At 71.2% G+C, this 21,557-nt stretch carries 22 protein-coding genes; 12 read left to right on the forward strand and 10 right to left on the reverse strand.

Features of this window, described 5'->3' with window-relative positions; translation table 11 throughout:
• Window positions 1–175: 175 nt before the first annotated feature.
• Together ACFWVE_RS27465 and fabG are read right to left on the reverse strand one after the other, a co-directional pair.
• Entirely contained in the window at window positions 176–934 is a 759-nt protein-coding gene (locus ACFWVE_RS27465; RefSeq protein WP_384019289.1) for an SDR family oxidoreductase, read from the reverse strand.
• A 117-nt stretch (window positions 935–1,051) separates the two neighbouring features.
• Entirely contained in the window at window positions 1,052–1,816 is a 765-nt protein-coding gene (fabG, locus tag ACFWVE_RS27470; RefSeq protein ID WP_384019292.1) for a 3-oxoacyl-ACP reductase FabG, read from the reverse strand.
• 306 nt (window positions 1,817–2,122) lie between these two features.
• Between fabG and ACFWVE_RS27475 the strand changes: the two genes are divergently transcribed.
• Window positions 2,123–2,566, forward strand: a complete 444-nt coding sequence (locus ACFWVE_RS27475) for an excalibur calcium-binding protein (RefSeq protein WP_384019295.1) — start codon at window positions 2,123–2,125, stop codon at window positions 2,564–2,566.
• 150 nt (window positions 2,567–2,716) lie between these two features.
• On the opposite strand, the gene ACFWVE_RS27480 is transcribed toward ACFWVE_RS27475, so the two are convergent.
• Window positions 2,717–3,118 (reverse strand): DUF3037 domain-containing protein, encoded by a 402-nt coding sequence (locus ACFWVE_RS27480; RefSeq protein WP_384019298.1) that lies wholly within the window; start codon window positions 3,116–3,118, stop codon window positions 2,717–2,719.
• Entirely contained in the window at window positions 3,115–3,885 is a 771-nt protein-coding gene (locus ACFWVE_RS27485; RefSeq protein ID WP_384019301.1) for a HipA family kinase, read from the reverse strand. The genes ACFWVE_RS27480 and ACFWVE_RS27485 overlap by 4 nt, the downstream gene beginning before the upstream one ends.
• 222 nt (window positions 3,886–4,107) lie before the next feature.
• On the opposite strand from ACFWVE_RS27485, the gene ACFWVE_RS27490 reads away from it, so the two are divergent.
• The 3 genes from ACFWVE_RS27490 (at window position 4,108) to ACFWVE_RS27500 (ending at window position 5,529) form a co-directional block, all read left to right on the forward strand.
• On the forward strand, window positions 4,108–4,323 hold the full coding sequence (locus ACFWVE_RS27490) for a hypothetical protein (RefSeq protein WP_384019304.1): 216 nt from the start codon (window positions 4,108–4,110) through the stop codon (window positions 4,321–4,323).
• Between the two features lie 273 nt (window positions 4,324–4,596).
• Window positions 4,597–5,202, forward strand: coding sequence for a flavodoxin family protein (locus ACFWVE_RS27495; protein WP_384019306.1), 606 nt, complete (start codon window positions 4,597–4,599; stop codon window positions 5,200–5,202).
• A 24-nt stretch (window positions 5,203–5,226) separates the two neighbouring features.
• The gene (locus ACFWVE_RS27500) at window positions 5,227–5,529 is read left to right on the forward strand and encodes an SDR family NAD(P)-dependent oxidoreductase (protein WP_384019309.1); all 303 of its coding nucleotides are present in this window, start codon (window positions 5,227–5,229) and stop codon (window positions 5,527–5,529) included.
• A gap of 230 nt (window positions 5,530–5,759) precedes the next feature.
• On the opposite strand, the gene ACFWVE_RS27505 is transcribed toward ACFWVE_RS27500, so the two are convergent.
• The 3 genes from ACFWVE_RS27505 to ACFWVE_RS27515 form a co-directional block, all read right to left on the reverse strand.
• The gene (locus ACFWVE_RS27505; RefSeq protein ID WP_384019312.1) at window positions 5,760–7,061 is read right to left on the reverse strand and encodes an Nramp family divalent metal transporter; all 1,302 of its coding nucleotides are present in this window, start codon (window positions 7,059–7,061) and stop codon (window positions 5,760–5,762) included.
• Entirely contained in the window at window positions 7,054–7,281 is a 228-nt protein-coding gene (locus ACFWVE_RS27510; RefSeq protein WP_384019314.1) for a hypothetical protein, read from the reverse strand. The genes ACFWVE_RS27505 and ACFWVE_RS27510 overlap by 8 nt, the downstream gene beginning before the upstream one ends.
• A 76-nt stretch (window positions 7,282–7,357) precedes the next feature.
• A complete protein-coding gene (locus tag ACFWVE_RS27515; RefSeq protein WP_384019317.1) occupies window positions 7,358–8,257 on the reverse strand; it encodes a manganese catalase family protein in 900 nt (299 codons plus the stop codon).
• Window positions 8,258–8,472: 215 nt separating this feature from the next.
• Between ACFWVE_RS27515 and ACFWVE_RS27520 the strand changes: the two genes are divergently transcribed.
• Together ACFWVE_RS27520 and ACFWVE_RS27525 are read left to right on the forward strand one after the other, a co-directional pair.
• Complete coding sequence (locus tag ACFWVE_RS27520; RefSeq protein ID WP_384019320.1) at window positions 8,473–9,207, forward strand: BTAD domain-containing putative transcriptional regulator; 735 nt, start codon at window positions 8,473–8,475, stop codon at window positions 9,205–9,207.
• Between the two features lie 35 nt (window positions 9,208–9,242).
• Window positions 9,243–9,503, forward strand: a complete 261-nt coding sequence (locus ACFWVE_RS27525; RefSeq protein ID WP_384019323.1) for a hypothetical protein — start codon at window positions 9,243–9,245, stop codon at window positions 9,501–9,503.
• Window positions 9,504–9,590: 87 nt separating this feature from the next.
• On the opposite strand, the gene ACFWVE_RS27530 is transcribed toward ACFWVE_RS27525, so the two are convergent.
• A complete protein-coding gene (locus ACFWVE_RS27530) occupies window positions 9,591–10,577 on the reverse strand; it encodes an FAD-dependent oxidoreductase (protein WP_384019325.1) in 987 nt (328 codons plus the stop codon).
• Between the two features lie 250 nt (window positions 10,578–10,827).
• On the opposite strand from ACFWVE_RS27530, the gene ACFWVE_RS27535 reads away from it, so the two are divergent.
• From ACFWVE_RS27535 to ACFWVE_RS27545, 3 genes are read left to right on the forward strand one after another with little or no spacing between them, the layout of a single operon-like run.
• The gene (locus tag ACFWVE_RS27535) at window positions 10,828–11,673 is read left to right on the forward strand and encodes a carotenoid biosynthesis protein (RefSeq protein WP_384019328.1); all 846 of its coding nucleotides are present in this window, start codon (window positions 10,828–10,830) and stop codon (window positions 11,671–11,673) included.
• On the forward strand, window positions 11,670–12,794 hold the full coding sequence (locus ACFWVE_RS27540; protein ID WP_384019331.1) for a glycosyltransferase: 1,125 nt from the start codon (window positions 11,670–11,672) through the stop codon (window positions 12,792–12,794). The genes ACFWVE_RS27535 and ACFWVE_RS27540 overlap by 4 nt, the downstream gene beginning before the upstream one ends.
• 1 nt (window position 12,795) lies before the next feature.
• Window positions 12,796–14,289 (forward strand): phytoene desaturase family protein, encoded by a 1,494-nt coding sequence (locus ACFWVE_RS27545; protein WP_384019334.1) that lies wholly within the window; start codon window positions 12,796–12,798, stop codon window positions 14,287–14,289.
• 12 nt (window positions 14,290–14,301) lie between these two features.
• Here ACFWVE_RS27545 and ACFWVE_RS27550 read toward each other — a convergent pair whose 3' ends face one another.
• Entirely contained in the window at window positions 14,302–15,915 is a 1,614-nt protein-coding gene (locus ACFWVE_RS27550; RefSeq protein ID WP_384019337.1) for a YhjD/YihY/BrkB family envelope integrity protein, read from the reverse strand.
• 771 nt (window positions 15,916–16,686) lie between these two features.
• Entirely contained in the window at window positions 16,687–17,178 is a 492-nt protein-coding gene (locus ACFWVE_RS27555) for a GNAT family N-acetyltransferase (RefSeq protein ID WP_384019340.1), read from the reverse strand.
• A gap of 635 nt (window positions 17,179–17,813) precedes the next feature.
• Here ACFWVE_RS27555 and ACFWVE_RS27560 point away from each other — a divergent pair.
• Genes ACFWVE_RS27560 through ACFWVE_RS27570 form a run of 3 tightly spaced genes read left to right on the forward strand, consistent with a single transcriptional unit; the run spans window position 17,814 to window position 21,258 of the window.
• Entirely contained in the window at window positions 17,814–19,064 is a 1,251-nt protein-coding gene (locus ACFWVE_RS27560) for an inositol-3-phosphate synthase (protein WP_384019343.1), read from the forward strand.
• Window positions 19,065–19,102: 38 nt separating this feature from the next.
• On the forward strand, window positions 19,103–20,011 hold the full coding sequence (locus tag ACFWVE_RS27565) for a hypothetical protein (protein ID WP_384019346.1): 909 nt from the start codon (window positions 19,103–19,105) through the stop codon (window positions 20,009–20,011).
• A complete protein-coding gene (locus tag ACFWVE_RS27570) occupies window positions 20,008–21,258 on the forward strand; it encodes a class I SAM-dependent methyltransferase (RefSeq protein ID WP_384019349.1) in 1,251 nt (416 codons plus the stop codon). Before ACFWVE_RS27565 ends, ACFWVE_RS27570 begins: the two co-directional genes overlap by 4 nt.
• Window positions 21,259–21,557 lie beyond the last annotated feature (299 nt).

The following is a 21,557-nucleotide window of genomic DNA, read 5'->3' on the forward strand; positions in this document are numbered from 1 at the left end:
TTCCGCCTCGGACCCTCCTTCGCATGCCCGTTGAGATCAACTCGTTGTAGATCACGCAGTCACTCTGCGTTGACTACGTTGTCATCGGTCCACCCGTCTTCGAAAACGCCGGTACGGACGCCGTTTCGTCAACGGACGCCCGTACCGGAACAATTGTGGCCCGCGCCACACCGGCTCAGCCCACGCCGGCGTTCAGGAGGATGCCGCCGTCGATCACCAGGGTCTGGCCGGTGACCCAGTCCGACTGGTCCGAGGTGAGGAACGCGGCGGCGCCGCCGATGTCGGACGGCACACCGAGCCGGCCCAGGGGGTAGGACGCGGCGGCCTCCTCCTCCCGGCCCTCGTACAGCGCCTGCGCGAACTTGGTCTTCACCACCGCCGGGGCGATCGCGTTGACCCGTACCCGCGGCGCGAACTCGTGCGCCAGCTGCCCGGTCAGGTTGATCAGCGCCGCCTTGCTGACGCCGTACGCGGCGATGAAGGGCGAGGGCGCGACGCCCGCGAGGGAGGCGATGTTGACGATCGCCCCGCCGTTGTCCTTCTGCCAGGCGTGCCAGGTGCGCTGGGCGAATCCGAGTGCCGAGATCACGTTGGTCTCGAACACCTTGCGCGCCACGTTCAGGTCGAGGTCGGCCATCGGCCCGAACACCGGGTTGGTCCCGGCGTTGTTGACGAGGAAGTCGACCCGGCCGAAGGCCTCCATCGTGCGCTCGACGGCGACGGCCTGGTGGGCCTCGTCGTGTGCCTTGCCGGCCACGCCGATGACCCGGTCGGCGCCGAGCTTCTCGACGGCCTCCTCGAGGGTGTCCTCGTTGCGGCCGGTGATGCAGACGCGGTCGCCGCGCGCCACCAGCGCCTCGGCGACGCCGAGCCCGATGCCGCGGCTGGCACCGGTGACCAGGGCGACCTTGCCCGAGAGTTCCACTGAAGTCATGTCCGTATCCCCTAGTCGTGCCTAGTCGTGCCTGGTCGTCCCTGCTCGTCGCAGTCGACCGCCGTCGCCCCGGGCCGCCCACGAGCGGTCCCCGGCCGTCCCGGGCCACGGCGTTCCTCAGTCGAGGGGTCCGCCCGCCACGTACAGCACCTGACCGGAGACGAATCCGGCGGCCTCGCCGGTGAAGAAGGCGATGGCGTTGGCGATGTCCTCCGGCTCGCCGACCCGGGCCACCGGGATCTGGGTGGCGGCGGCGGCCTTGAAGTCGTCGAAGCCCATGCCCACGCGGTCGGCGGTGGCCTTGGTCATCTCGGTGGCGATGAATCCGGGGGCGACGGAGTTGGCGGTCACGCCGAACTTGCCGAGCTCCTTGGCGAGGGTCTTGGTGAAGCCCTGCAGGCCGGCCTTGGCGGCGGAGTAGTTGACCTGGCCGCGGTTGCCGAGCGCGGAGGAGGAGGAAAGGTTGACGATGCGGCCGAAGCCGGCGTCCACCATGTGCTTCTGGCAGGCCTTCGACATCAGGAAGGCACCGCGCAGGTGCACGTTCATGACCGTGTCCCAGTCGGAGACGCTCATCTTGAACAGCAGGTTGTCGCGCAGCACGCCCGCGTTGTTGACCAGGATGGTCGGCGCGCCGAGCTCCTCGGCGATCCTGGCGACGGCGGCCTCGACCTGCGTCTCGTCCGAGACGTCGCAGCCGACCGCGAGGGCCCTGCCCCCGGCGCTGGTGATCTTCTCGACGGTGTCCTTGCAGGCTCCCTCGTCGAGGTCGAGCACGGCGACCGCGCGGCCCTCGGCGGCCAGTCGAACGGCGGTGGCGGCGCCGATACCTCGCGCGGCACCGGTGACGACGGCGACCCGCTGCTGTTCAGTGGTGGACATCGCTGCTTCTCCTCGACCTTGGACCTTCGGATGCGGCTCCTGCCGCCCGCCCGGATGGGTGAGCGACCGCTTAGTACCTTCAGCAGACGTGACGCTAGAAGCCCTGGCACCCGGTGTCAACGGCCCACCCTGCTGTGTGATCCATTCCCCGGCCCGCCGGGCACCGGGCACACCACGTCCGCCCGGTGCCGTCCCATGCCCGGGGCCCTTGATTACCACCCGATCGGCCCATGGCTGCGCGCCCCGGCACGAGAGCGCGCCTAGCGTCGAGGCACGAGCCACTTGTGGCCGGAAAGGAGGCGCGCCATGCGCCGACGCACCGGTGCCCTCGGCATACTCGTCGCGCTCGCCGCGACACTGCCGATGGCCCACACCGCTCATGCCCAGGACCTGGACTGCGCGGACTTCACCTACCAGGAGGAAGCGCAAGCCCTGTTCAACCTCGACCGGAGCGACCCCAACCGACTCGACGAGGACCAGGGCCCCGACGACAACATCGCCTGCGAGGCCCTGCCCCGCCGCGGCGGCACCCTCACCTCCTCCACCAGCGCTCCCCGGGCGACGGCCACCACCACCGCATCCGCGGCTCCGACCGCGCCCGCCACGGTCGCGCCGACGCGCGGTGTGGAGGGCGGGCTGGGCGGCTCGTCGGCCGCCGGACCGAGCGGCTGGGACACCGGAGTCGGCGTGGCCTTCGCGGCCGGCGCCCTCGTCACGACCGGGTACCTGGTGAAGCGCCGCCGCACCTGACGCACGGACCGGCGCGCGTACGTCCGTACGCCGCTCCCCTCTCCCCGTTCCCGTGCCCCTGTGCGCGGCGGGCCGTCGCAGCCTTCCCCCTGCGGCGGCCCGCCGTGGTGGTCCGTCGTGCCGACCCGTCGCGGGTGCCGGCCCTCCGGGTCAGCGCACGAGCAGGTCGAGCAGTCGCCGTACCTCGGCCTCCGGATCGGCGGTGAGCCCGGTGTGCACGGGACCGGGCTGGACGATGGTGGAGCGCGGGGCGATCAGCCAGCGGAAACGCCGCCCGGCGTCGTCGCCCGCGGCCTGTCCCGCCGCGTCCCCGCCCGCGCACACGCCCTCGACGGCACGCAGCGCGGCCCGGACGCCGGCCAGGTCCACGTGCGGGTCGAGGGCCAGCAGCCGGGACGCGTCGAGGTGGATACCGGCCCCGACGAACGTTTCATGACGGCAGTACACGATCACTCCGGCGTTGACGTACTCGCCCCGTTCGACCCGCGGCACGACCCGCAGCAGCGCGTACTCGAAGACGTGCCGGTCGATCCGGTCGCTGCGGCCGCTCACTGGTTCTCCTTCTCCCCGATGCCGTGGACCCGCTCGTGGACGGTGGCCGCGCGGGCGAGCAGGGCACGCGCGTAGGCCTGCCGGAGCTCGTCCGGCGTATCGAATCCGGGTTCGCCGGCCAGCCATACGTCGGGGATCTCCGCGGTGACCTCGGCGAGCAGGTCCGCGGTGACGCGCGGTGCGAGTTCTGCCGCCGCGGCGGCCACGTCCGGCCCGAAGGGGTTCAGGGCGTGGTCGGAGGCGTCGTAGGGGCGGGCGACGGAACCCTCCGCCCCGGGCCAGTTGTGGTGCCAGATCATGGTCGCGCCGTGGTCGATGAGCCAGAGTTCGCCGCTTCGGCGCAGCAGGTTGGGGTTGCGCCAGGAACGGTCGACGTTGTTCACCAGCGCGTCGAACCAGACGACCCGCCCGGCCTCCTCGGGGCCGACCTCGAAGGCGAGCGGGTCGAAGCCGAGCGCCCCGGAGAGGAAGTCCATGCCCAGATTGGTGCCCCCACTGGACTTGAGGAGCTCCTGAACCTGTTCGTCGGGCTCGCCCAGTCCCAGGACCGGATCGAGTTCCACTGTCACCAGACGCGGCACCCGGAACCCCAGCCGGCGGGCGAGTTCCCCGCAGACAACCTCGGCGACCAGCGTCTTGCGCCCCTGCCCCGCACCGGTGAACTTGAGAACGTAGGTGCCGAGGTCGTCGGCCTCGATCAGTCCCGGCAGCGAGCCGCCCTCGCGCAGGGGCGTGATGTAGCGGGTTGCGGTGACCTCGGTCAGCATTTCGCCAGGCTACGCGATCCCTTGACCTTGCAATCCATGACCTCCTCTGGACCATCGTGTTCCGGGGAGTCGGCCGTGGTCAGCCTGGGGGGAACCCGGGGAGTTTCGGCCGGCGCACCGAGATCTCCCCGCTCCCCCCGGGCAGCCCGTCGATCGCGGTGCGCCCCTCGTCCCGGCCCCCGGCCCCCGGCCCCCGGCATGAAGTGAGCACAGTGACCGAGCGTGATAGCCGGCTCAGTGCGGCGCCAGGGCGGGCTGCGCCGGCCCTGGCGCCGAGCGCGGAAGCAGGTGGCGGCCCGGCACAGCGTCAGGATCGGGGCGGTGACCGTGCCCGCGGTCGGTGCGGGCAGCAGCTGGCGCGCGGACATGAGCAGCCTCTTCGCCACCGCGACCGCGCCGCTGGAGCCGAACGCGGACACGCTTACGCCCAGACGGTAGGAGAGTGTCGTCCGGCCGGTACGGCTCGCCCGCTGAACGGCCCCTGCCGATCTGATGCGGTACGCCGAAAGCAGCCACACATAACGCCTCTCCCCCGCACACGGCGTGGCTGGGCACGCGAGGCCCGTGAACCGACCTTGAAGGGCCTGCGGGTCTCCGACCGGTCCTCTGGAGGCGGTCGAAGGGCTCCTCCCCCACATGGGCTCCACCGTCCGGGGGAACAATGCTGCGGACCGCCGTGCAAGGGTCGCCGATCGGGGAACAGGAAGCGTTATGCGCGCGCTCGTCATCAACTGCACTCTCAAACCGTCCCCGCGGGTTTCGAACACCGAGGCCCTCGCCGGCACCGTCATTACGGCCCTGAAGGGCCATGGAGTAGAGGTGGACGTCGTACGTGCCGTCGACCTGAACCTCAAGCCGGGAGTCGAGACCGACATGGGTGAGGGCGACGACTGGCCCGGCGTGCACGAAAAGGTCGTGTCGTCACAGATTCTGATCATCGCCTCACCGACCTGGCTCGGCCGCCCGTCCTCCGTCGCCCAGCGTGTGCTCGAGCGACTCGACGCGATGCTCGGCGAGACCGACGACGAGGAGCGCCCGGTCGCTTACAACCGCGTGGCCGGTGTTCTGGTTACCGGGAACGAGGACGGTGCCCACCACGTCATCAGTGAGATCAACGGCGCGCTCGGGGACATCGGGTTCACCATTCCCGGCCAGGCCTGGACCTACTGGCACCTCGGTCCCGGCCCCGGCCCCGACTACCTGGACGACGACCGCGGCCACGACTGGGCCGCCTCCACCGGCCGGGCCATGGCCTCGAACCTCGTCCACGCAGCGCGGGCCCTCAACGCGATGCCGCTGCCCGCTCCGCCGTCCTGACCTCACTCCGGAAGAGGACCGGCCATGAACGACGCCAGTCCTCCGGCTCTCGTCACGGGCGCCTCCAGCGGCATCGGTTTCGAACCGGCCGAACAACTCGCCGAACGGGGCCATGACCTGATCATCAGCGCCGAGGACGACGCCCGGCTGCAGCAGGCGGCCCGACGGATGGGGGCGGCGGGAGTCACCGTCAAGGCGGCCCGGGCGGATCTGCGCCTCTACGACCGGACCCACGCGTCCAAGGGGCCGGCCGACGAAGTGCTCTCGGACGGACTCAAAGGCCAAGCCCATCGCAAAATGGCCGAACCCGGCTCCAACGACCAGTAAGTAACCGGTAGCCGCGCGTCTGCGCCTACGACGTCGATCGGCCTGCCGGTGCCTTCGTCGTTCCAAAGCCCTCGCACCGACGCTCGCCCGGGCATGCCTTCCGGGATGTGCGGCACCGAAGCGCTCTACGGCACGGGCCGGAGCGGGTCGGCTGTGGTGGGCCAGTCGCAGCACCGGGGAGACGCGCGCCGGCGCTGCCGGGTTTCCGGTGCGAGGCTGCGGACGCGGGGTCATTCGAGGAAGAGCTGGGCGAGGAGGAAGAGGTTCAGTGCGCTGATGAGGGTGGCGGCAGCGGCCGCGAACAAGTTGGTGATCTTCCGGTTGACCAGGGGGCCCATGAGGCTGCGGCGGGCGGTGAAGACGAGGAGTGGAAACAACGCGAAGGGGATGCCGAAGGACAGCGCGACCTGGCTGAGGACCAGGGCGCGGGTGGGTTCCAGCCCGGCTATGAGCAATCCCATGGCCGGGACGAGGGTGGCGGCGCGCCGGACAGCGAGGGGGATGCGGCGGCGCAGGAAGCCTTCCATGATGATCTGTCCGGCATAGGTGCCGACGCTGGAGGACGCCAGGCCGGCGGCCAGCAGGGCGAGTGCAAACGCGGTCGCGGCGCCCGTTCCCAGCAGGGCGCCCAGGCCGGCGTGTGCTTCGTGGAGCGTGTCGACGCCGTCGTGGCCGCGGGTGTGGAAGACGGCGGCGGCGACGACCAGCATGGTCATGTTGGCCAGGCCGGCGAATGCCAAAGCGGTGATGATCTGGCGGCGTGCGGGTCGGCGTGGGCGCTCTGCCGGGCGTTCGAGCTGCGGATGGGCGGCACGGTGGCGGGTGAGGGCGGAGTGCAGGTAGACGACGTGGGGCATGACGGTGGCGCCGATGATGCCGCTGGCCAGCAGGAGGCTGTCGGCGTCGGCGAAGCGCGGCACGAGGCCCGCGGCCGCATCGGTGGTGGGGCCGGCGCTCCACGCCTGGTAGAGGAATCCGGCAAGGATGATCAGGAGCATGCCTGCCAGGACCGTTTCGAAGCGGTTTCGGCCCTGTGGGGCGAGCATGAGCAGGAGCAGGGCCACAGCGGCGGTGATCAGGACGCCCGGAATCAGGGGAATGCCGAAGAGGAGGTTGAGGGCGACGGCGCCGCCGATGAGTTCGGCCAGGTCGGTGGCGATCGCGACGGCTTCGGCCTGCAGCCACAGGAAGGCGTTGAGGGTGCGCGGGCAGTGCTCGCGGCACAGTTCCGGGAGGCTGCGGCCGGTCGCGGCGCCGAGCTTGGCTGACAGGTACTGGACGAACATCGCGACGACGTTGGCTGCGGTGATGACCCAGAGCAGCAGGTAGCCGTAGGTGGATCCGGCGGCGGTGTTGGTGGCGAAGTTGCCCGGGTCCACGTATGCCATGGAGACGACGAAAGCGGGCCCGAAGACGGCCGTCCAGCGCAGCCACCGGGGCGGCCCGGCCGCCGCAGTGGGCACCGCCACGACGGCCGTCGGTGCGGTGGCTTCCGTCGATGGTGACGCCGGCGGGCCCACGGTGTCAGCCACGGTGCCCACCCGCCTTCTGTCGCGGGGCGCGCCGTGCCAGCAGCCGGCATGCGGTGGCGACTGCCACCACGGCGGCGGCCAGTTGCTCGGGCGCGCCGCCGTGCACGGCGGCGGTGACAACGCTCAGAAGTACGAGAACGATCAGAAGCGTCGGCCCCGGCCGCACGTGAGGAGGCGTCGTGGACGAACGTGAAGCAGTCTCGGATGCGATGGTGACCATGAACCCTCCACTGGTCCGGGCGGCCATGAAGGTCCGGGCCCGCCATGTGGGCGCGGGACCCCGGACCCTCGGCGGCTCAGCTGAGTTTGTCCTTGAGCTGGTCCATCGGGCCGCTGTCGTTGCCCGGGGCGCGGCTGGAGGGGGAGCCCTGGCTGCCGTCGTAGGTCGCGTACAGCTTCGGGTCGGGCGGCGGTGTGGAAGCGATACCGCCCTGGGCTACGGGATTCTCGAGGTAGGTGATGTGCTCACCGCCTGGCATGGGCGCGCCGACCCAGCGGCCGTCGGCCCCTGCGGTGCCGTCCGAGAGGTGCCAGATGGCGTAGGCGTCGCCGGACTCCTCCTCGTCGAACAGCGCGTTCGGTGCGATGCGGGTGGGCTCGAGGCCGTCGGCCTGGAGCTCTTCGATGGCGGCCAGCCACTGTTGCTGGTGGACGCTGTCACGGGCGAGGTTGAACTTCAGCATCGCCCGCACGCCGGGGTCGTCGGTCATGTTGTACAGCCGGGCGGCCTGGAGCCGGCCCTGGGCCTCGGCGGCGGCGTTGGCCTGGAAATCGGCCAGGAGGTTGCCGCTGGCCACGATGTACCTGCCGTTCCACGGGTAGCCGTTGCTGTCGGCGGGCAGCGGACCGCCGCCGCTGATGATGGCCTGCTGAGGGTCCATGCCGCCCACCACGGCGGCGACCACCGGGTCGGAGGAGGCCGCGGCGGCCGTGGTGGTGGAGGGTGCGCCCTCCAGCAGCCGGGCGACCATGGTGGCGATCATTTCCACGTGCCCGATCTCCTCGGTCGCGGTGTCCATGATCAGGTCGCGGTACTTGCCCGGCATCCGGCAGTTCCACCCCTGGAACAGGTACTGCATGGTGACGGTCATCTCGCCGTACGCGCCGCCGATGAGTTCCTGGAGCTTGTGCGCGTACACCGCGTCCGGCTTCTCCGGTTTGGCTTCGAACTGCAGCTGACTGGTGTGGCGGAACATCACAGGTGTCCTTCCAACTGGGAGGTGGCCGGCGCCCAAGAGCGCCACGGACACCCCAGCAGCGCCGCATCACCTGCCCGTCACCGCCTGCGTCACCGCCTGCGGATCCTGGGACTTCGAGGGGTTGCCGGGCCCGCGGGTGGTCACCCGGGACGAGACCCGGCCACCGTTGTCGAAGCACCGCACGGGAGGACACCGTGACCGCCGGCTCCCCGATGACTACCCCCATCAGCGAAGACGTCCAGCTCGGCCTCCTGGGCGGCTTCACGCTCCGCGCCGGTGCGCGGCCGCTGTCCACGCCGCCGGCCGGTCAGCGGCTGCTGGCGTACCTGGCCGTCCAGCACGATCCGGTACCGCGGGCCAAGGCCGCGCACACTTTGTGGCCCGACGTCGACGGGACGCACGCCGCCGCCTGCCTTCGCTCCGCTCTGTGGCGCCTGCCCCACACCGGGCCCTGCCTCGTCGATCACCCGGGCGGCACCCTCACCCTGGCCACCGCTGTGGAGGTCGACACCCACAAGCTGGAAGATCAGGCCGCCCGGCTGGCCTCGTCTCAGCCCATCGACCCACCCGATCTTCCCGACCCGCGTGCACTCTGCCACGACCTCCTGCCCGAGTGGCCCGACGAGTGGCTCCTCGCCCACCGCGAATGGCTGCGCCAACTGCGGCTGCGCGCCCTGGAACGTTTGTGCGTCCGGCACCGGGAAGCCGGCGCTCTGGACGCCGCCCTCGAAACCGGCATGGCCGCCGTCGCCTGCGAACCACTGCGCGAAAGCGCCCACCGACTCGTCACCACCGTCCACCTCGCCGACGGCAACACCTCCGAAGCACTACGCCAGTACGAGCTCTATCGCCAACTGCTTCGCGACGAACTGGGGCTTGCGCCCACACCGAAGTTCCGTCGGCTCCTCGCCCACCTGCTCGGCAGGCCCGTCGACACGAACCCGTGACACTGCGGTGACAACCTTCTGGCACAACGACGCATATGAATGCCGCAGCCGCTCTCCCTCCGCCCACCGCCCCGGACGCCGACGACGACCGGAGCGAGTCGATGGCGACCCTGATCGTCCGCGCGTGGACCCGCAGCGATGGCCTTCTGTGCGCCCGGCTGATCGACACCGCCCATGGACAGCCCCGCACCTGGGCGACCGCCGAAGGCACCGACGCGGTCTGCGCGGCCCTGCACGCGTGGCTCGACACGGTCTCCGGACGTCCCCCGCCCCGCACCGAACGCCCACCCTCATGAAGCCATTCGCAGGGCGATCTTCGGGCCTTCACCCGCAACGGCGCCGGAGGCAACTGCTGCCCGGCCGGCCCCGGGAGCCGCGGAGTGTCACGGGACCAGCGGTGTCACGGAACGCATGCGCTGCAGCATGCCGTGCAACTGGTCGTTGGGGCGCTGCTGTTCACCGTGCAGGGCGTTGAGTACCACCAGGCAGCCGGTGAGGGCCGGGACCGCCCACTGCATGTACGTGAGCTGACGCTGGGCCTTGTCGGTTGTCATCCGGGTTGCTGGTGGTGTCAGGCAGCGCGTGCAGCGGGTGGCCGGCCAGCGGGTCAGGACCGGCAGGTCCCGTGCGCAGGGCATGCGGAAGCCTGGTTCTTCCCGTCCTCTATGCCGGCGGGGCGGGACTCGGCCAGGCCGTCGGTTCACGGCGTCAAGGTGGCTCCGTGATCTTCGGGGTCCCTCATGCGGCCGCGCCGGGCAGGGGTTGGCCGGTACGCCAGGGGGGAGGCCGGGTCCCGGACGCCGCGATGTCATCTTCTGGGCGCGGGCGGTGGTTCGGTGGTGACGGAAAGTCCGGGCATCGAGGTGGTCGAGCCTGCGATAGATCTGGGGCACGTCCACGTCGAAGAGTTGCAGAGCAGCGCGCCGGTCGATCGTCCTGAGGTCTGCGGCACGGAAGGTGGAACTGCGCATCATGAAGGCCGCCGCGTTCCAGGGTGGGGTTGTCGGCAGACCGGCGAAAGTGTCCGTGTGCCCGGTGTTGTGCAGCAGCGGGTAGTCCGGCACGGACGTCAAGATGTCGAGACCGGGGTCGATGCGCCGCAGGAGGGCGCGAAGGTTGTAGTACTGCCGGAAGAAGGCGTGAAAGCCGCGTGACATGGTCGTGGTAGAACCGTCGCGCAGTTCGGTCGGCCAGCCGGCCAGGCGTCCGCCGGGGTACGGCCGCTGTTCGAACAGGTCGACCGCCATGCCGCGCTCCGCCAGGGCTACGGCGGCCGTGACACCCGCGATGCCGCCACCGACGACCGCGATGCGAGGCGGCGGCCTCGTGTGCCAACCTGGCTGGAGGTCTGCGGGAGCGCTGATCCGCACCGCACGCCGGTCGCGTCCAGGCCTGTCTGTCGCACGCGGGATCCTGCGCAGTGTGTGAGTCGTTGCCGGCCCGTTTTCCTACTGCTGTCGCCCGCCGGACGATGAGGCCGGGTGCGGATCGCCCAAGTCTCAAGCCCGTGCGGCAGGCATGCGGGCTGCCGTGCCGTCGTATGGTCCGTACCGGTGAAGCTTCTGGTACCGGCCCCGCTGCCTCGGCGGTGAAGCCGGGTCGTGTCCTTATGCTCACGACATGGTCCAGGTACAGGAGCGGCCGGCGCTGCGCCGCAAGCTCGGGTCCGGGCGGCGGACAGCCTGGTTGCTGGCTGCGGCCGCCGTGCTGTGCCAGATTCCCTACCCGCTCGTGTCCGGCTCGCAGCGTGATGTGCTCACCGTCGTCGGCGTGGTGGTCTTTTGCCTCGCGTCCATGGCGGCCGCCGCTCTGTGGCACGGTGTGCGGGGTCCGCTGGCGCTGTTGGCGGTGGCAGGGCTGGGCGGCCTGGCGGTTGAGGTCGTGGGGGTGCGTACGGGCTTTCCGTTCGGTGCCTATGAGTACACGGGGTCGTTGGGGCCGAGTGTGGCGGGGGTGCCGGTGGTGGTGCCGCTCGCCTGGATCATGATGGCCTGGCCCGCGCTCGAGGTGGGACGTTTACTGGCCCCGGGCCGGGGGCGTGCGGGGTCCCGTTCGGTTCGGGTGCGAACGGCGATGGCCGGAGGGTGGGCGCTGGCGTCCTGGGACGTTTTCCTCGATCCGCAGATGGTCGATGCCGGTCACTGGAGCTGGGCGGATCCCCATCCGTCGCTTCCTGGGGTGGAGGGCGTACCGCTCACCAATTTCCTCGGGTGGGTGGCCGTGTCCGTCGTCATGATCGCTGCGATGGACGCGGTCTGCGGGCACGCGGTGCAGCGCCCCACTGAGCACGGCTGGCCCGCTGGTCCGGCTGTCATGTTGTATCTGTGGACCTACGCCTCCTCGATCATGGCGTGTCTGGTGTTTTTCAGCCGTCCGCAGGTGGCGCTGGTGGGTGGTGTGCTGATGGGGCTGGTCGCCGTCCCGCTGGCAGTGCGGGTGGCAGGTGCCGCCAGGAGAGGAAGGTGAGCCGGCTCCACGCCGCGCGGGCGTTGGTCGCGGGGGGCACGTTGCTGGCGGTCGCCGGCACGGTGCACAGCGCCCTGAACAGCAGAAGCCTACGAATCCCCCCGCCGGATCCGGCGCCGGTGAGCGAGTCGGTGTCGCTTCTGATGCCGGTACGCAATGAAGCCGGGCGTGTCGCCCCTGCGCTGCAGTCGCTGCTGACTCAGGAACGCCTGCTCCGAGCAGAGGTCATCGTGCTCGACGACCAGTCCACCGATGACACCAGCGCCGTGGTGCGCCGCCTGTGCGGATCGTATCGGCACGCCCGGGTCGTGCACGGCACGGCGCCGAAGCCCGGTTCGCCGGGCAAAGCCCACGCCTGCCATCAGCTCGCGTCGCTCGCGCAGGGCAGTGTGCTGGTCTTCGTGGACGCGGACGTGGTGCTTGCGTCGCACGCGGTGGCCTCCTCGGTGGACTTGCTGCGCTCGTCCGGACTCGATCTGGTCTCGCCCTTCCCCTGTCAGGTCGCCGAGGGACCCGCCAACCGGCTGTTCCAGCCGCTGCTGCAGTGGTCGTGGCTCACAGCGCTGCCACTGCGGCGGGCGGAGACCTCACCGAGGCCGGCGCTGTCCGCAGCCAACGGCCAGTTCCTCATCGTGGACGCCACCACCCTGCACAGATGCGGCGGGTTCGCTGCGGTCGCGGACAAAGTCCTCGAGGACATGGCGCTCATCCGGGCGCTCAAGCGCGTCGGTGGCCGGGGCGGCATCGTGGACGGCAGCCAGATCGCGATCTGCCAGATGTACGACGGCTGGCGCGAGCTGCGGGAGGGGTACGGCAAATCCCTGTGGGCGGCGTTCGGATCCGGCGGCGGCGCGGCAGCAGTGTGCACTCTCCTCACCTGGGCATACGTGATGCCGCCGTTGGCAGCGTGCTGGGGGTCACGCTGGGGAGCGGCCGGATACGCCGCAGCCGTGACGGGGCGGGTACTGACCGCGCGGCGCACGGGCGGGCGATGCTGGCCGGACGCGCTGGCCCACCCGGTGTCCGTCACACTGCTGGCGGTGCTGACAGGATGGTCCTGGCTCGGCCACCGCCGCTCCACGTTGTCGTGGAAGGGCAGGCCGCTGCGAGGGCGGTGCTGAGATGCCCCGCATCGCCGTGATCGGAGCCGGCATGGGCGGGCTGGCAGTTGCTGCCCGGCTCGCCTCCCAAGGTCACCACGTCACCGTGTACGAGCGAGCGGCCACCTACGGAGGCAAGCTCGGCACCGTACGCCGGGACGGTTTCGTCTTCGATACCGGGCCGTCGCTGCTGACTCTGCCCGAGGTCTATCGCCGCCTGTTCGCGGACACGGGAGCTCCCTTGGAGCGCTGTGTACCGCTCATGCCGGTCGAGCCGGCCTGCAGTTACCGGTTCGCCGACGGGACGCAGCTGGCGATGCCCGGTGACCCGCGCCTGGTGCCCGGTGTGCTGGATGACGCTCTGGGTGAAGGAGCCGGGGCGCAGTGGGCCCGGCTGCACGAGGCCTCCGGCGAGTTGTGGCGGCTGGTGGGCGAGAGCGTGCTGCGCCGGCCGCTCGGCGGCCCGGCCGGACTGCTGCGCCGCTCGGCGCAGCCCCGCGGGCTGACCGCTGTCGCCCCCTGGCGCAGCCTACGGGGCACCGGCCGGCACTACCTGCGCGATCCTCGGCTGCGCATGTGGCTGGAGCGCTACGCCACCTACAGCGGCTCCGACCCGCGACGCGCACCTGCCGTCATGGCAGTGGTCTCCTACGTGGAACAGCGCTACGGCACCTGGTACGTGCCCGGCGGCCTGCGCCTGCTGGCCGACGCCCTCGAGCAGCGGTGCACCGAGCTGGGGGTGCGATTCCACTACGACTGCCACATCGCCGCAGTGGACACCTCGGCCCGCGGTGTCACCGGCCTCCGCCTGACGGACGGCGGCACGGCAGCAGCGGACATCGTCGTCTCCGGCGTCGACGCGAAAGTGCTCTACGGTCACCTGACGGCGGACCGGCGCGGGCGCCGCCCCCTGGCTGCCCTCGCGCGCGCCCAGTCCTCGCTCGCCGGATTCGTCCTCCTGCTGGCGCTTCGCGGGCGGGATCCACGGACACCGCACCATCGCGTGCTGTTCCCGGCAGACTACGACGCGGAATTCGATGCCGTGTTCGGTATGCCGGCCCGTCCCGCCATCGACCCCACGGTGTACATCAGCGCGCCGGACGACGCCACGCTGCGTCCCGATGACGGGCATGAAGCATGGTTCGTCCTGGTCAACGCTCCCCGGCACTCCTTGGACGGCACCCGCGGCACCGTCGACTGGACCACCCCGGGACTCAAGGAGTCCTACGCCGAACGCGTCCTGGACGTCATGGCCGGCCGCGGCATCGACGTGCGCCCACGACTTCTGTGGTGCGAAACCCGCACCCCCTTCGACCTGGAACAGCAGACCGGCAGCTTGGGTGGCGCCATCTACGGCAGCTCCTCCAACGGCGTCCGAGCCGCCTTTCTCCGGCCGGCCAACCGCTCCCCCGTCCCCGGGCTCTTCCTCGTCGGCGGATCCGCCCACCCCGGCGGCGGCCTGCCACTGGTGGCGCTGTCCGCGGAGATCGTCGCAGCCGACATCGGCAACGCCTGACCCCATCGGCCGCTACTTCAGCGCCCGCGCCACCCCGGCCGCCAACTGTACGAAGCCGACCCCTGCGGCCGCCGTCCAGCCCATGACGCACACCTCGGCCCAGTCCCACCCCGTGCCCGGCGTACCGTCGGACCACAAGCCGCTTCCCAGGCACGCGACCGCGCACAGCACCACGCGCAGCGGCCGCTCCGCGACACTCAGCGCGCCCACCCCGCGCATCCCCGCCGCATTGGCCCGGGCCCGCAGATACTCATGCAACTGAGCAAGACAAGCAGCCACGAGACACCAGGAGGCCGGCGCACCCAGGGCGTACAGGACGGCGGCCAGCAGAAGGTCCGCGACCCGGTCGGACATGGCGTCCACCACAGCGCCCAAAGGGCGAGCCCGGCCGGCCGTCACGGCGACGGCGCCGTCCAGTCCGTCGAGCAGACCCGACACAATCACCAGCGCGCAGGCGGCCAGCGGCCAGCGGCCGCCCTGGGCCGCCACCCCCACGGCGGCGGCAGCCGCCAACGGCCCTCCCACGGAAAGAAGGTCCGGCGGCACAGCGCGCATCAGGCGCGTGCCGGCGCAGCGCTGCGCCAGGACCACCCACATCGAAGCGAGCATGCTGCCGGAAGGGTCATACCCTCCGTGGAGCTTGGCCCATCGGACCAGGACGTCGTCATGGCCGCGCGCCCCGAGTCCCGCGAACACCTTGCCGCGGCCGTGAGGGGACGCCCCTGTGGTCGCAGCGGTGTGGTCCCGCGGCTCCGCGGGTTCGTCGGACAGGCCGTCACCCGGGAGGTGGGACATCGCAAAGAGGCGGCCTGCGTGACTGTCCAGGCAAAGCATCAACTGATAGCCGACGAGCAGGACCGTATGCAGCAGGTACATCCACAGGCCCAGCGCCACGACGACTCCGGGCACGACGAGCCCGCCGAATGGCACGCTCCAGTCGACCGGGACAGCCAGGAACAACACGAATCCACCGAGGAAGCCGCACAAGAAAGCCCCCGTCACGAACGCGGCCAGAACCGTCGCTCGCAACCCCGCGACACCCACGCCGACGAACCGGAAAAGCAGAAATACCTCCGTGGAGAGCAAAAGCCACAGCAGGTGGAAGGCCAGGACAGCGGACCAGCCGAGGCGGCAACCGCCGGCATCGGCCAGTCGGGCCAGCGGCGGGCCGGCGTACAGAACGATGCTCATGAGCAGCGGGCCCGCCGCCAGTGCCGGCACCAGCCCCAGCCTGCCCCGCCAGCCGGTGAACGTGTCGTCCTGCGCCGCCACGGGCGACAGGTGCAGGAAGCCTCTGCGCAGTCCCTCTCCGTACACGCTGGCGGGCACCAGCGCGACGGCGAGAGCCGGGTAGGACAGCTGGGCTGCCGCGTCGGCCATGGCGCGCAGCCCTGACTGCACTCCGTGCCCGTGCGGCAGCGCGTTCCCGATGTCCTCCGCGGCCTGACGAAGGCCCTCCCTTCCCACCACGAACACCGACAGCCGTAGCAGAACCAGCACCAGGGCAATCACGGCGACCATTCCGAAGAACGTGGTTCCGGCCGCGCTCAGCGCCAACTGCCTGCCGCGCACATTGCTACGCACTTCGGCGGTGAGCACGCGAAGCGCGCCCCACTTCGTGTGCATGGCGCCAGGCGACACCGACTGCTCCTTCGCACGTCTGCTGACTCGTATTCGCGCTGTGCCGCGACGATACACACAGCACATCCGGTACGGCGGTCACCGCCCGACCACCTCAGCGGGCACGATGTGGACCGAAAACATAAGGTGACTCGGTTCTACGGCGGATCGCACAGTGCTGGATCGAGGACGCCGTGAATGAGAACGCGGTGATTGAGGCGACATCCCAAAAAAGCGGCTCGTGCCGCAGGCCCATTCACACAAGACCATGCAGAACACACGGTGTGGACCTTCCCTTGCCGACCAGCCGGACCAGCCCCCTGGGCAGCGAAGACGAGTACTTGAACGCCATGCGGGTGCCCCTGCTCCACGACACCCTGCCCGCCACCCATCGGGCCATCGGGCCATCGGGCCATCGGGCTGATGCTCGTCCTCTTCGGCCGGCCGCTCTCCCGGATCGTCCAACTCCGCACCGATCAACTACGCGACGGTCCTGACGGGCTCCAAGTCAACTTCGGTAGGACTGGTTGAACGTGCCAGAACCGGCAGCAGCCGTGATCCGCGTTCGCCTCACGGCCCGCCGGGGGCTCAACACAACTGCGAACCGCTCCTCCCAGCTGCTGTTTCCCGGCTTCATGCCGGGTCGCCCGATGCACGTCTACGCCGTCGTGGGCATCCTCCGCACGATCGGCATCCGGCCCCTGGCCGTCCGTTCACGCGCCTGGCTGCAGATGGTCCGCGAGGCTCCGCCCTCCGTCCTCGCGAACGCCCTGGGCATCAGCGCCGCCACGGCGATGCGCTACGCGGAACGAGCCGGCACCGACTACCTCGCCTACCGTCGATCGCGAAGCGGTAGACCGTGGACTGCCCGACCTGGAAGCCGAGACGCTCATACAGCCGGTTCGCCGCCGCACGATCCGGTCGGGAGGTGAGATCAACCGTCCGGGCACCCGCTTCCCGGGCGAGCCGCAGGGCCTCCTGGATGAGAAGGCCCGCGACTCCCTGACCTTGCGCCACGCTGTCGACGACCACGTCTTCGACGCGGGCCCGCGAGCCGGACGGCAAGGGCAGCAGCACCAGCGTCAGGGTGCCGACGATCGCGTCAGGAGTGCGGGCGACGAGCACCGTGTTGGCATCACAGGCCACCATCCGGTCGAGCGCTTCGTGGTCGAGGGGCTTGGCGGTCGAAGACAACTGCGGAAGCAACCTGCCGAAAGCGTCGACGAGCTCCTGACTCGCCTCCCGGATGATCTCTACACGGATATCCATGCCAGGAGCCTCTCCGTCGACCGACACTGCACAGCCTCTCCAGCAGGACGGGTCGTTGCCGACCACTCACCCCCGACACATGGCCGTCCTTACCACCACGACTTTTCAGACCGGCCCCTCGCCGGCTACCCGTCAGCCGCCCCACCAGGGCCCACGACGGCTTGGCGCACGATCGGGCACGGATGCTCCTCGGACCCCGACGCCGGGACGCTCGGGATACCCGTTTGCCGGGTCACGATCGCCGCATCCGCGACGCACGCTCTGCGAGTACGCGCAGCACCGAGATCGATCTCATCCGTTCGGTGCCCGACATTTCACCCGTTCGGCCGCCTCGCTGGAACGGCTGGCCGACCGGGCCGCACGGTGCAGTGGACGCAACAAGCGCAGTTCAGCGCGTCACCACGACATGGCCGAGACGGAAACGTCGGAACCGTGATGTCTTTCCGCAGGTGCACCGACCAGTAGCCGCGCGAACACTCGGTGGCATCGCTGTGGTGCGCCCGACTGCGGTGCACCCGACTGCGGTGCGAGACAAGGTTTCCGCGGACCGCGCAGGACCGCCGGCCGTGCCCGTGCCCGTGACCTTTGCACGGAACCCGGTCGTGTCCCCGTGGGCGAAGCGAACGGAGAGAGCGATGCATGGACCGACCGAGGCCCGATCCGCCCAGCACAAGAACCCGGAAACGACGACAGGACGGCTGGGAGCCGCCGTCGTGGGGCTGGGAGGGGCGGTCGCGACCACCGCCGTGGCCGGGGTGGAACTGCTCAAGCTCGGCATCTGCGGACGGGACGGGTTGCCGCTGGCGTCGCGCACGGATCTCGTGCCCTACGAGGATCTGGTGTTCGGCGGCTGGGACATTTCGGCCGACGACCTGGCCAAGGCCGCTCACCTGCACCGCGTTCTGGAACCGGCCCAGATCGAGGCCGCCGCTGCCCGGCTGCAGCAGCTGCGGCCGTGGCCGGCGGTGGCGGACCCGGCCTACTGCCGCGCGGTGACCGGCGCCCATGTCGTGCCGTTCGACAGCCCGCGCGAACGCACGGAACGCATCCGGGAGGACCTGCGGCGTTTCCGGGACGAACAAGGCCTCGACGAGGTGGTCGTGGTCAACCTCGCCTCGACCGAGCGCCTGCCCGACACCACATCGCCCGCTCTCGCCTCGCCCGGGGCGTTCGAAGCGGCGCTGGACACGGGCGACGCGGCGATCACCCCCGCCATGCTCTACGCCTATGCCGCCCTGCGGGAGGGCATGGCGTACCTCAATTTCACCCCCAGCTGCGCGGCCGACGTGCCGGCACTGACACGCCTGGCCGAGCAGCAGGGCGTGCCGATCGCCGGCAAGGACGGCAAGACCGGGCAGACGATGGTGAAGACGGTGCTCGCCCCCGCTCTGCGCTCGCGGGCGCTGCGGGTGGAGGGCTGGTACTCCACCAACCTGCTGGGCAATCGCGACGGCCGGGCGTTGGAGGATCCCGACTCGATGGCCAGCAAGACGGCCACCAAGGAGTCGGTGCTGGACGCGGTGCTCGGCTACCCGGTGGAGGACCATCAGGTGCGCATCGAGTTCTACCGGCCGCGCGGCGACGAGAAGGAAGCGTGGGACAACGTCGACCTCGTCGGCTTTCTCGGCCGCCGCATGCAGATGAAGATCGACTTTCTGTGCCGGGATTCCGTCCTGGCCGCTCCGCTGGTGCTGGAGTTGATCCGGTTGCTGGCCGAGGCGCGGCGCCGCGGGGAGCGCGGAGTGCAGGAGCAGTTCGGATTCTTCTTCAAGGCCCCGATGACCGCCGACGGGAGCATCCCGGAACACGCCCTGCACCGCCAGGAGCAGGCCCTGCTGGACTGGCTGGACGGCAAGGGCCGGACCACGACGGGCGGACGGTCGTGACGCAGGCCGCTCCCCGTTCCGCGCGGCAGGACGGGCGAGTGCCGCGCGAAGCCCTGCGGGCGGTCGTTCCGCTGCTGCGTGAGATCGGCGATCTCAAGAGAGTCCGTACGGCCGGCAGCGGCGCTTCCATGGCGGAACGTTCCTTCTGCCGTTCGTGGGCGGAGCTGATGCGGGGCAGGGATCCCGACCGGGTCGCTGTGCGCGAATGCGCGGCCGCCGTGGCCGGCGCGCGTCTGGCGGGGATCGACGGCCCGGTGCTGCGACGGTGCGGGTTGACGGCCGGAGATGCGGTGGCCGTGCTGAAGCGGTCCGTCGCCCAGCACACGGACCGACTGGACCCGGTGACGGCCGGTCTGCTGGTCGAGGCGCTGCCCGACCTGGCGCTGGACCCGTGCAGCACGGATGCGGCTCCCGAGTTCGCGGCTGCGCTGTGCGCCCAGCCCCGGGCGGGTGCCACGTGTCCGGGACGACCGCGGCTGATGGTCGAGCCGCCTGAGAGCCACGGCGACCACTGCTGGGCGGTGGCGGTCTACGGGGTGCTGCTGGCCGAGTCCTTCGACGCCACTCCCGGCGACGTCTTCCTGCTCGGTCTGGCCCACCACCTGCACAACGCCGTGCTGCCCGACGCGGGCTTCGCCGGGGAGGAACTGCTGGGCCGGCACCTGCCCACGGTTCTCGCACGGCTGACGCGACAGCGACTCGCCGACCTGCCCGAGACTCTCACCGGGCGCGTGGAGCTGCTGCTCGCTCTGCGTGAGGGGGCCGACGCCCCGGCCGCACAAGCTTTCCACGCCGCCGACGTGCTCGACCGCGTGCTGCAGGTCCGCCACCACGCGCGAGCCGCCGCCTTCACCACCGAGCAGGCCCTGGAGGACTTGGACCTGGTCCACCCATGCGCGGTGTCCGGCTTCCACCGGGCGGTGCTGGACGCGGCGGAGACGGTGTGAGGGGCCCGGCGGACCACGCGGCGACCGGCAACGCGACAGCCGGCCCCGCGGCGGCCGAAGACCGGACGGCCGGCGGCGCTGCGGGGCCGGGCACGGCCGGCCTGGTCAGCCCTGGCAACGGGGCCCCGCTACGGGCCTGCGGTCCCGGGCTGCTGTCCGACGGCGAACGGCGCTGGCCCGTCGTGGCGGGCATCCCCTGGCTGCGCACCAGCCGCGAGGAACTGCGTCGGCGGGCGGTGCGCCGCATCGAAGAGGGCGATCCGGACGGTGCCGCGCTCGTCCTGCTCGCCGACACCGACGACTGGTGGGACGGCCCGGCCCCGTCCCTGGGCAATGTGCGTGCCGCGCTGAGGGCGGCCACCCTGCGCGAGGCAGTGACACTGCTGGGCATGGGCAGGGTCGGTGCGTACTTTCTGCACCGATGGAGCGATCCCACCTGGCTGGCTGTGCTCGCCCTGACCGCACGGCACTCCCCCGGTCGTCTGCCGGTGCTGGAACTGGCGTGCGGCACCGGGCACCTGCTGCGGGAACTGCAGCTGCGCGGGCACCGTGACGTGACCGGAATCGATGTGGTCTTCGCCAAACTGTGGCTGGCCCGTCGCTTCATCGTCCCCGGGGTACGGCTGGTGTGCGCCGACGTCACCGCGCCGTGGCCGCTGCGCCCCCCGGGCCGTCCCGCCTACGTGGCCTGCCACGACGCCCTGTACTTCCTGCCGCGCAAAGAGGAGGTGGTACGGCGCGCGCTGGCGTACGCCGGCGGTGGCGGCGTCGTCCTGGGCCACTGCCACAACTCCCTCGTGAACGGGCCGGCTGCCGGCCTCCCGCTGGATCCGGCCGGATGGCGCGCGCTGCTGCCGGGGGCGGTCTGCTACGACGACGCCGACCTGACCCGCGCCGCCCTGGAGGGGACGCCTCCCCGGTCGCGAGGAGCTGGGGAGCTGGCGGGCTGCGAGGCCATGGCCCTGGTGAGCATCCCGCCTCCGCCGCCCGTGTACGGTCCCCTCTCTCCCGACCGGCCCGTTCCCGGGCGGTCCCTGCGTCCTAACCCGCTGTACCGCGATGGTCTGCTGCGCTGGCCCGGGGAACGCTGGCGGGACGAGTACGGGCCCGCCGCCCGCGCTTACCTGCCCGACCACGTCGACCTCTCCCCCGCCCTGCTCGCCGATGCCCGGGCCGGACAGCTGACGCCGCAGGTGGCCGATATGGCCCGCCGCCGGGTGCTTCTGGACCTCCCGGAGCGATGGTGAACGCGGCAAACGGGCAGGCTGCTCCCGCCGCCGAGTGCCGATGGGCGGTCGCCGGCTGCGGCTGGGTGGCCCGGGACCACTTCCTGCCCGGACTGCTGGCGGCCGCCGACAGCAGGGCCGGCGGCCCGTCGCCCCGTCTCGTCGCCGTGACCGACGCCGATCCGGCGGCCGCCGCCCGGCTGGCGGGGCGGGGCCCCCGGGGCCCGGCCCCCCCCCCCCGCCCCCCCCCCCTGGCCGGGGACCCGCCCCCCGCGGGGGTGGTCGCGGCCCCCCCCCCCCCCCCCCCCCCCCCCCCCCCC

The sequence above is a fragment of the Streptomyces sp. NPDC058632 genome (assembly GCF_042717095.1).
Lineage (GTDB): Bacteria > Actinomycetota > Actinomycetes > Streptomycetales > Streptomycetaceae > Streptomyces.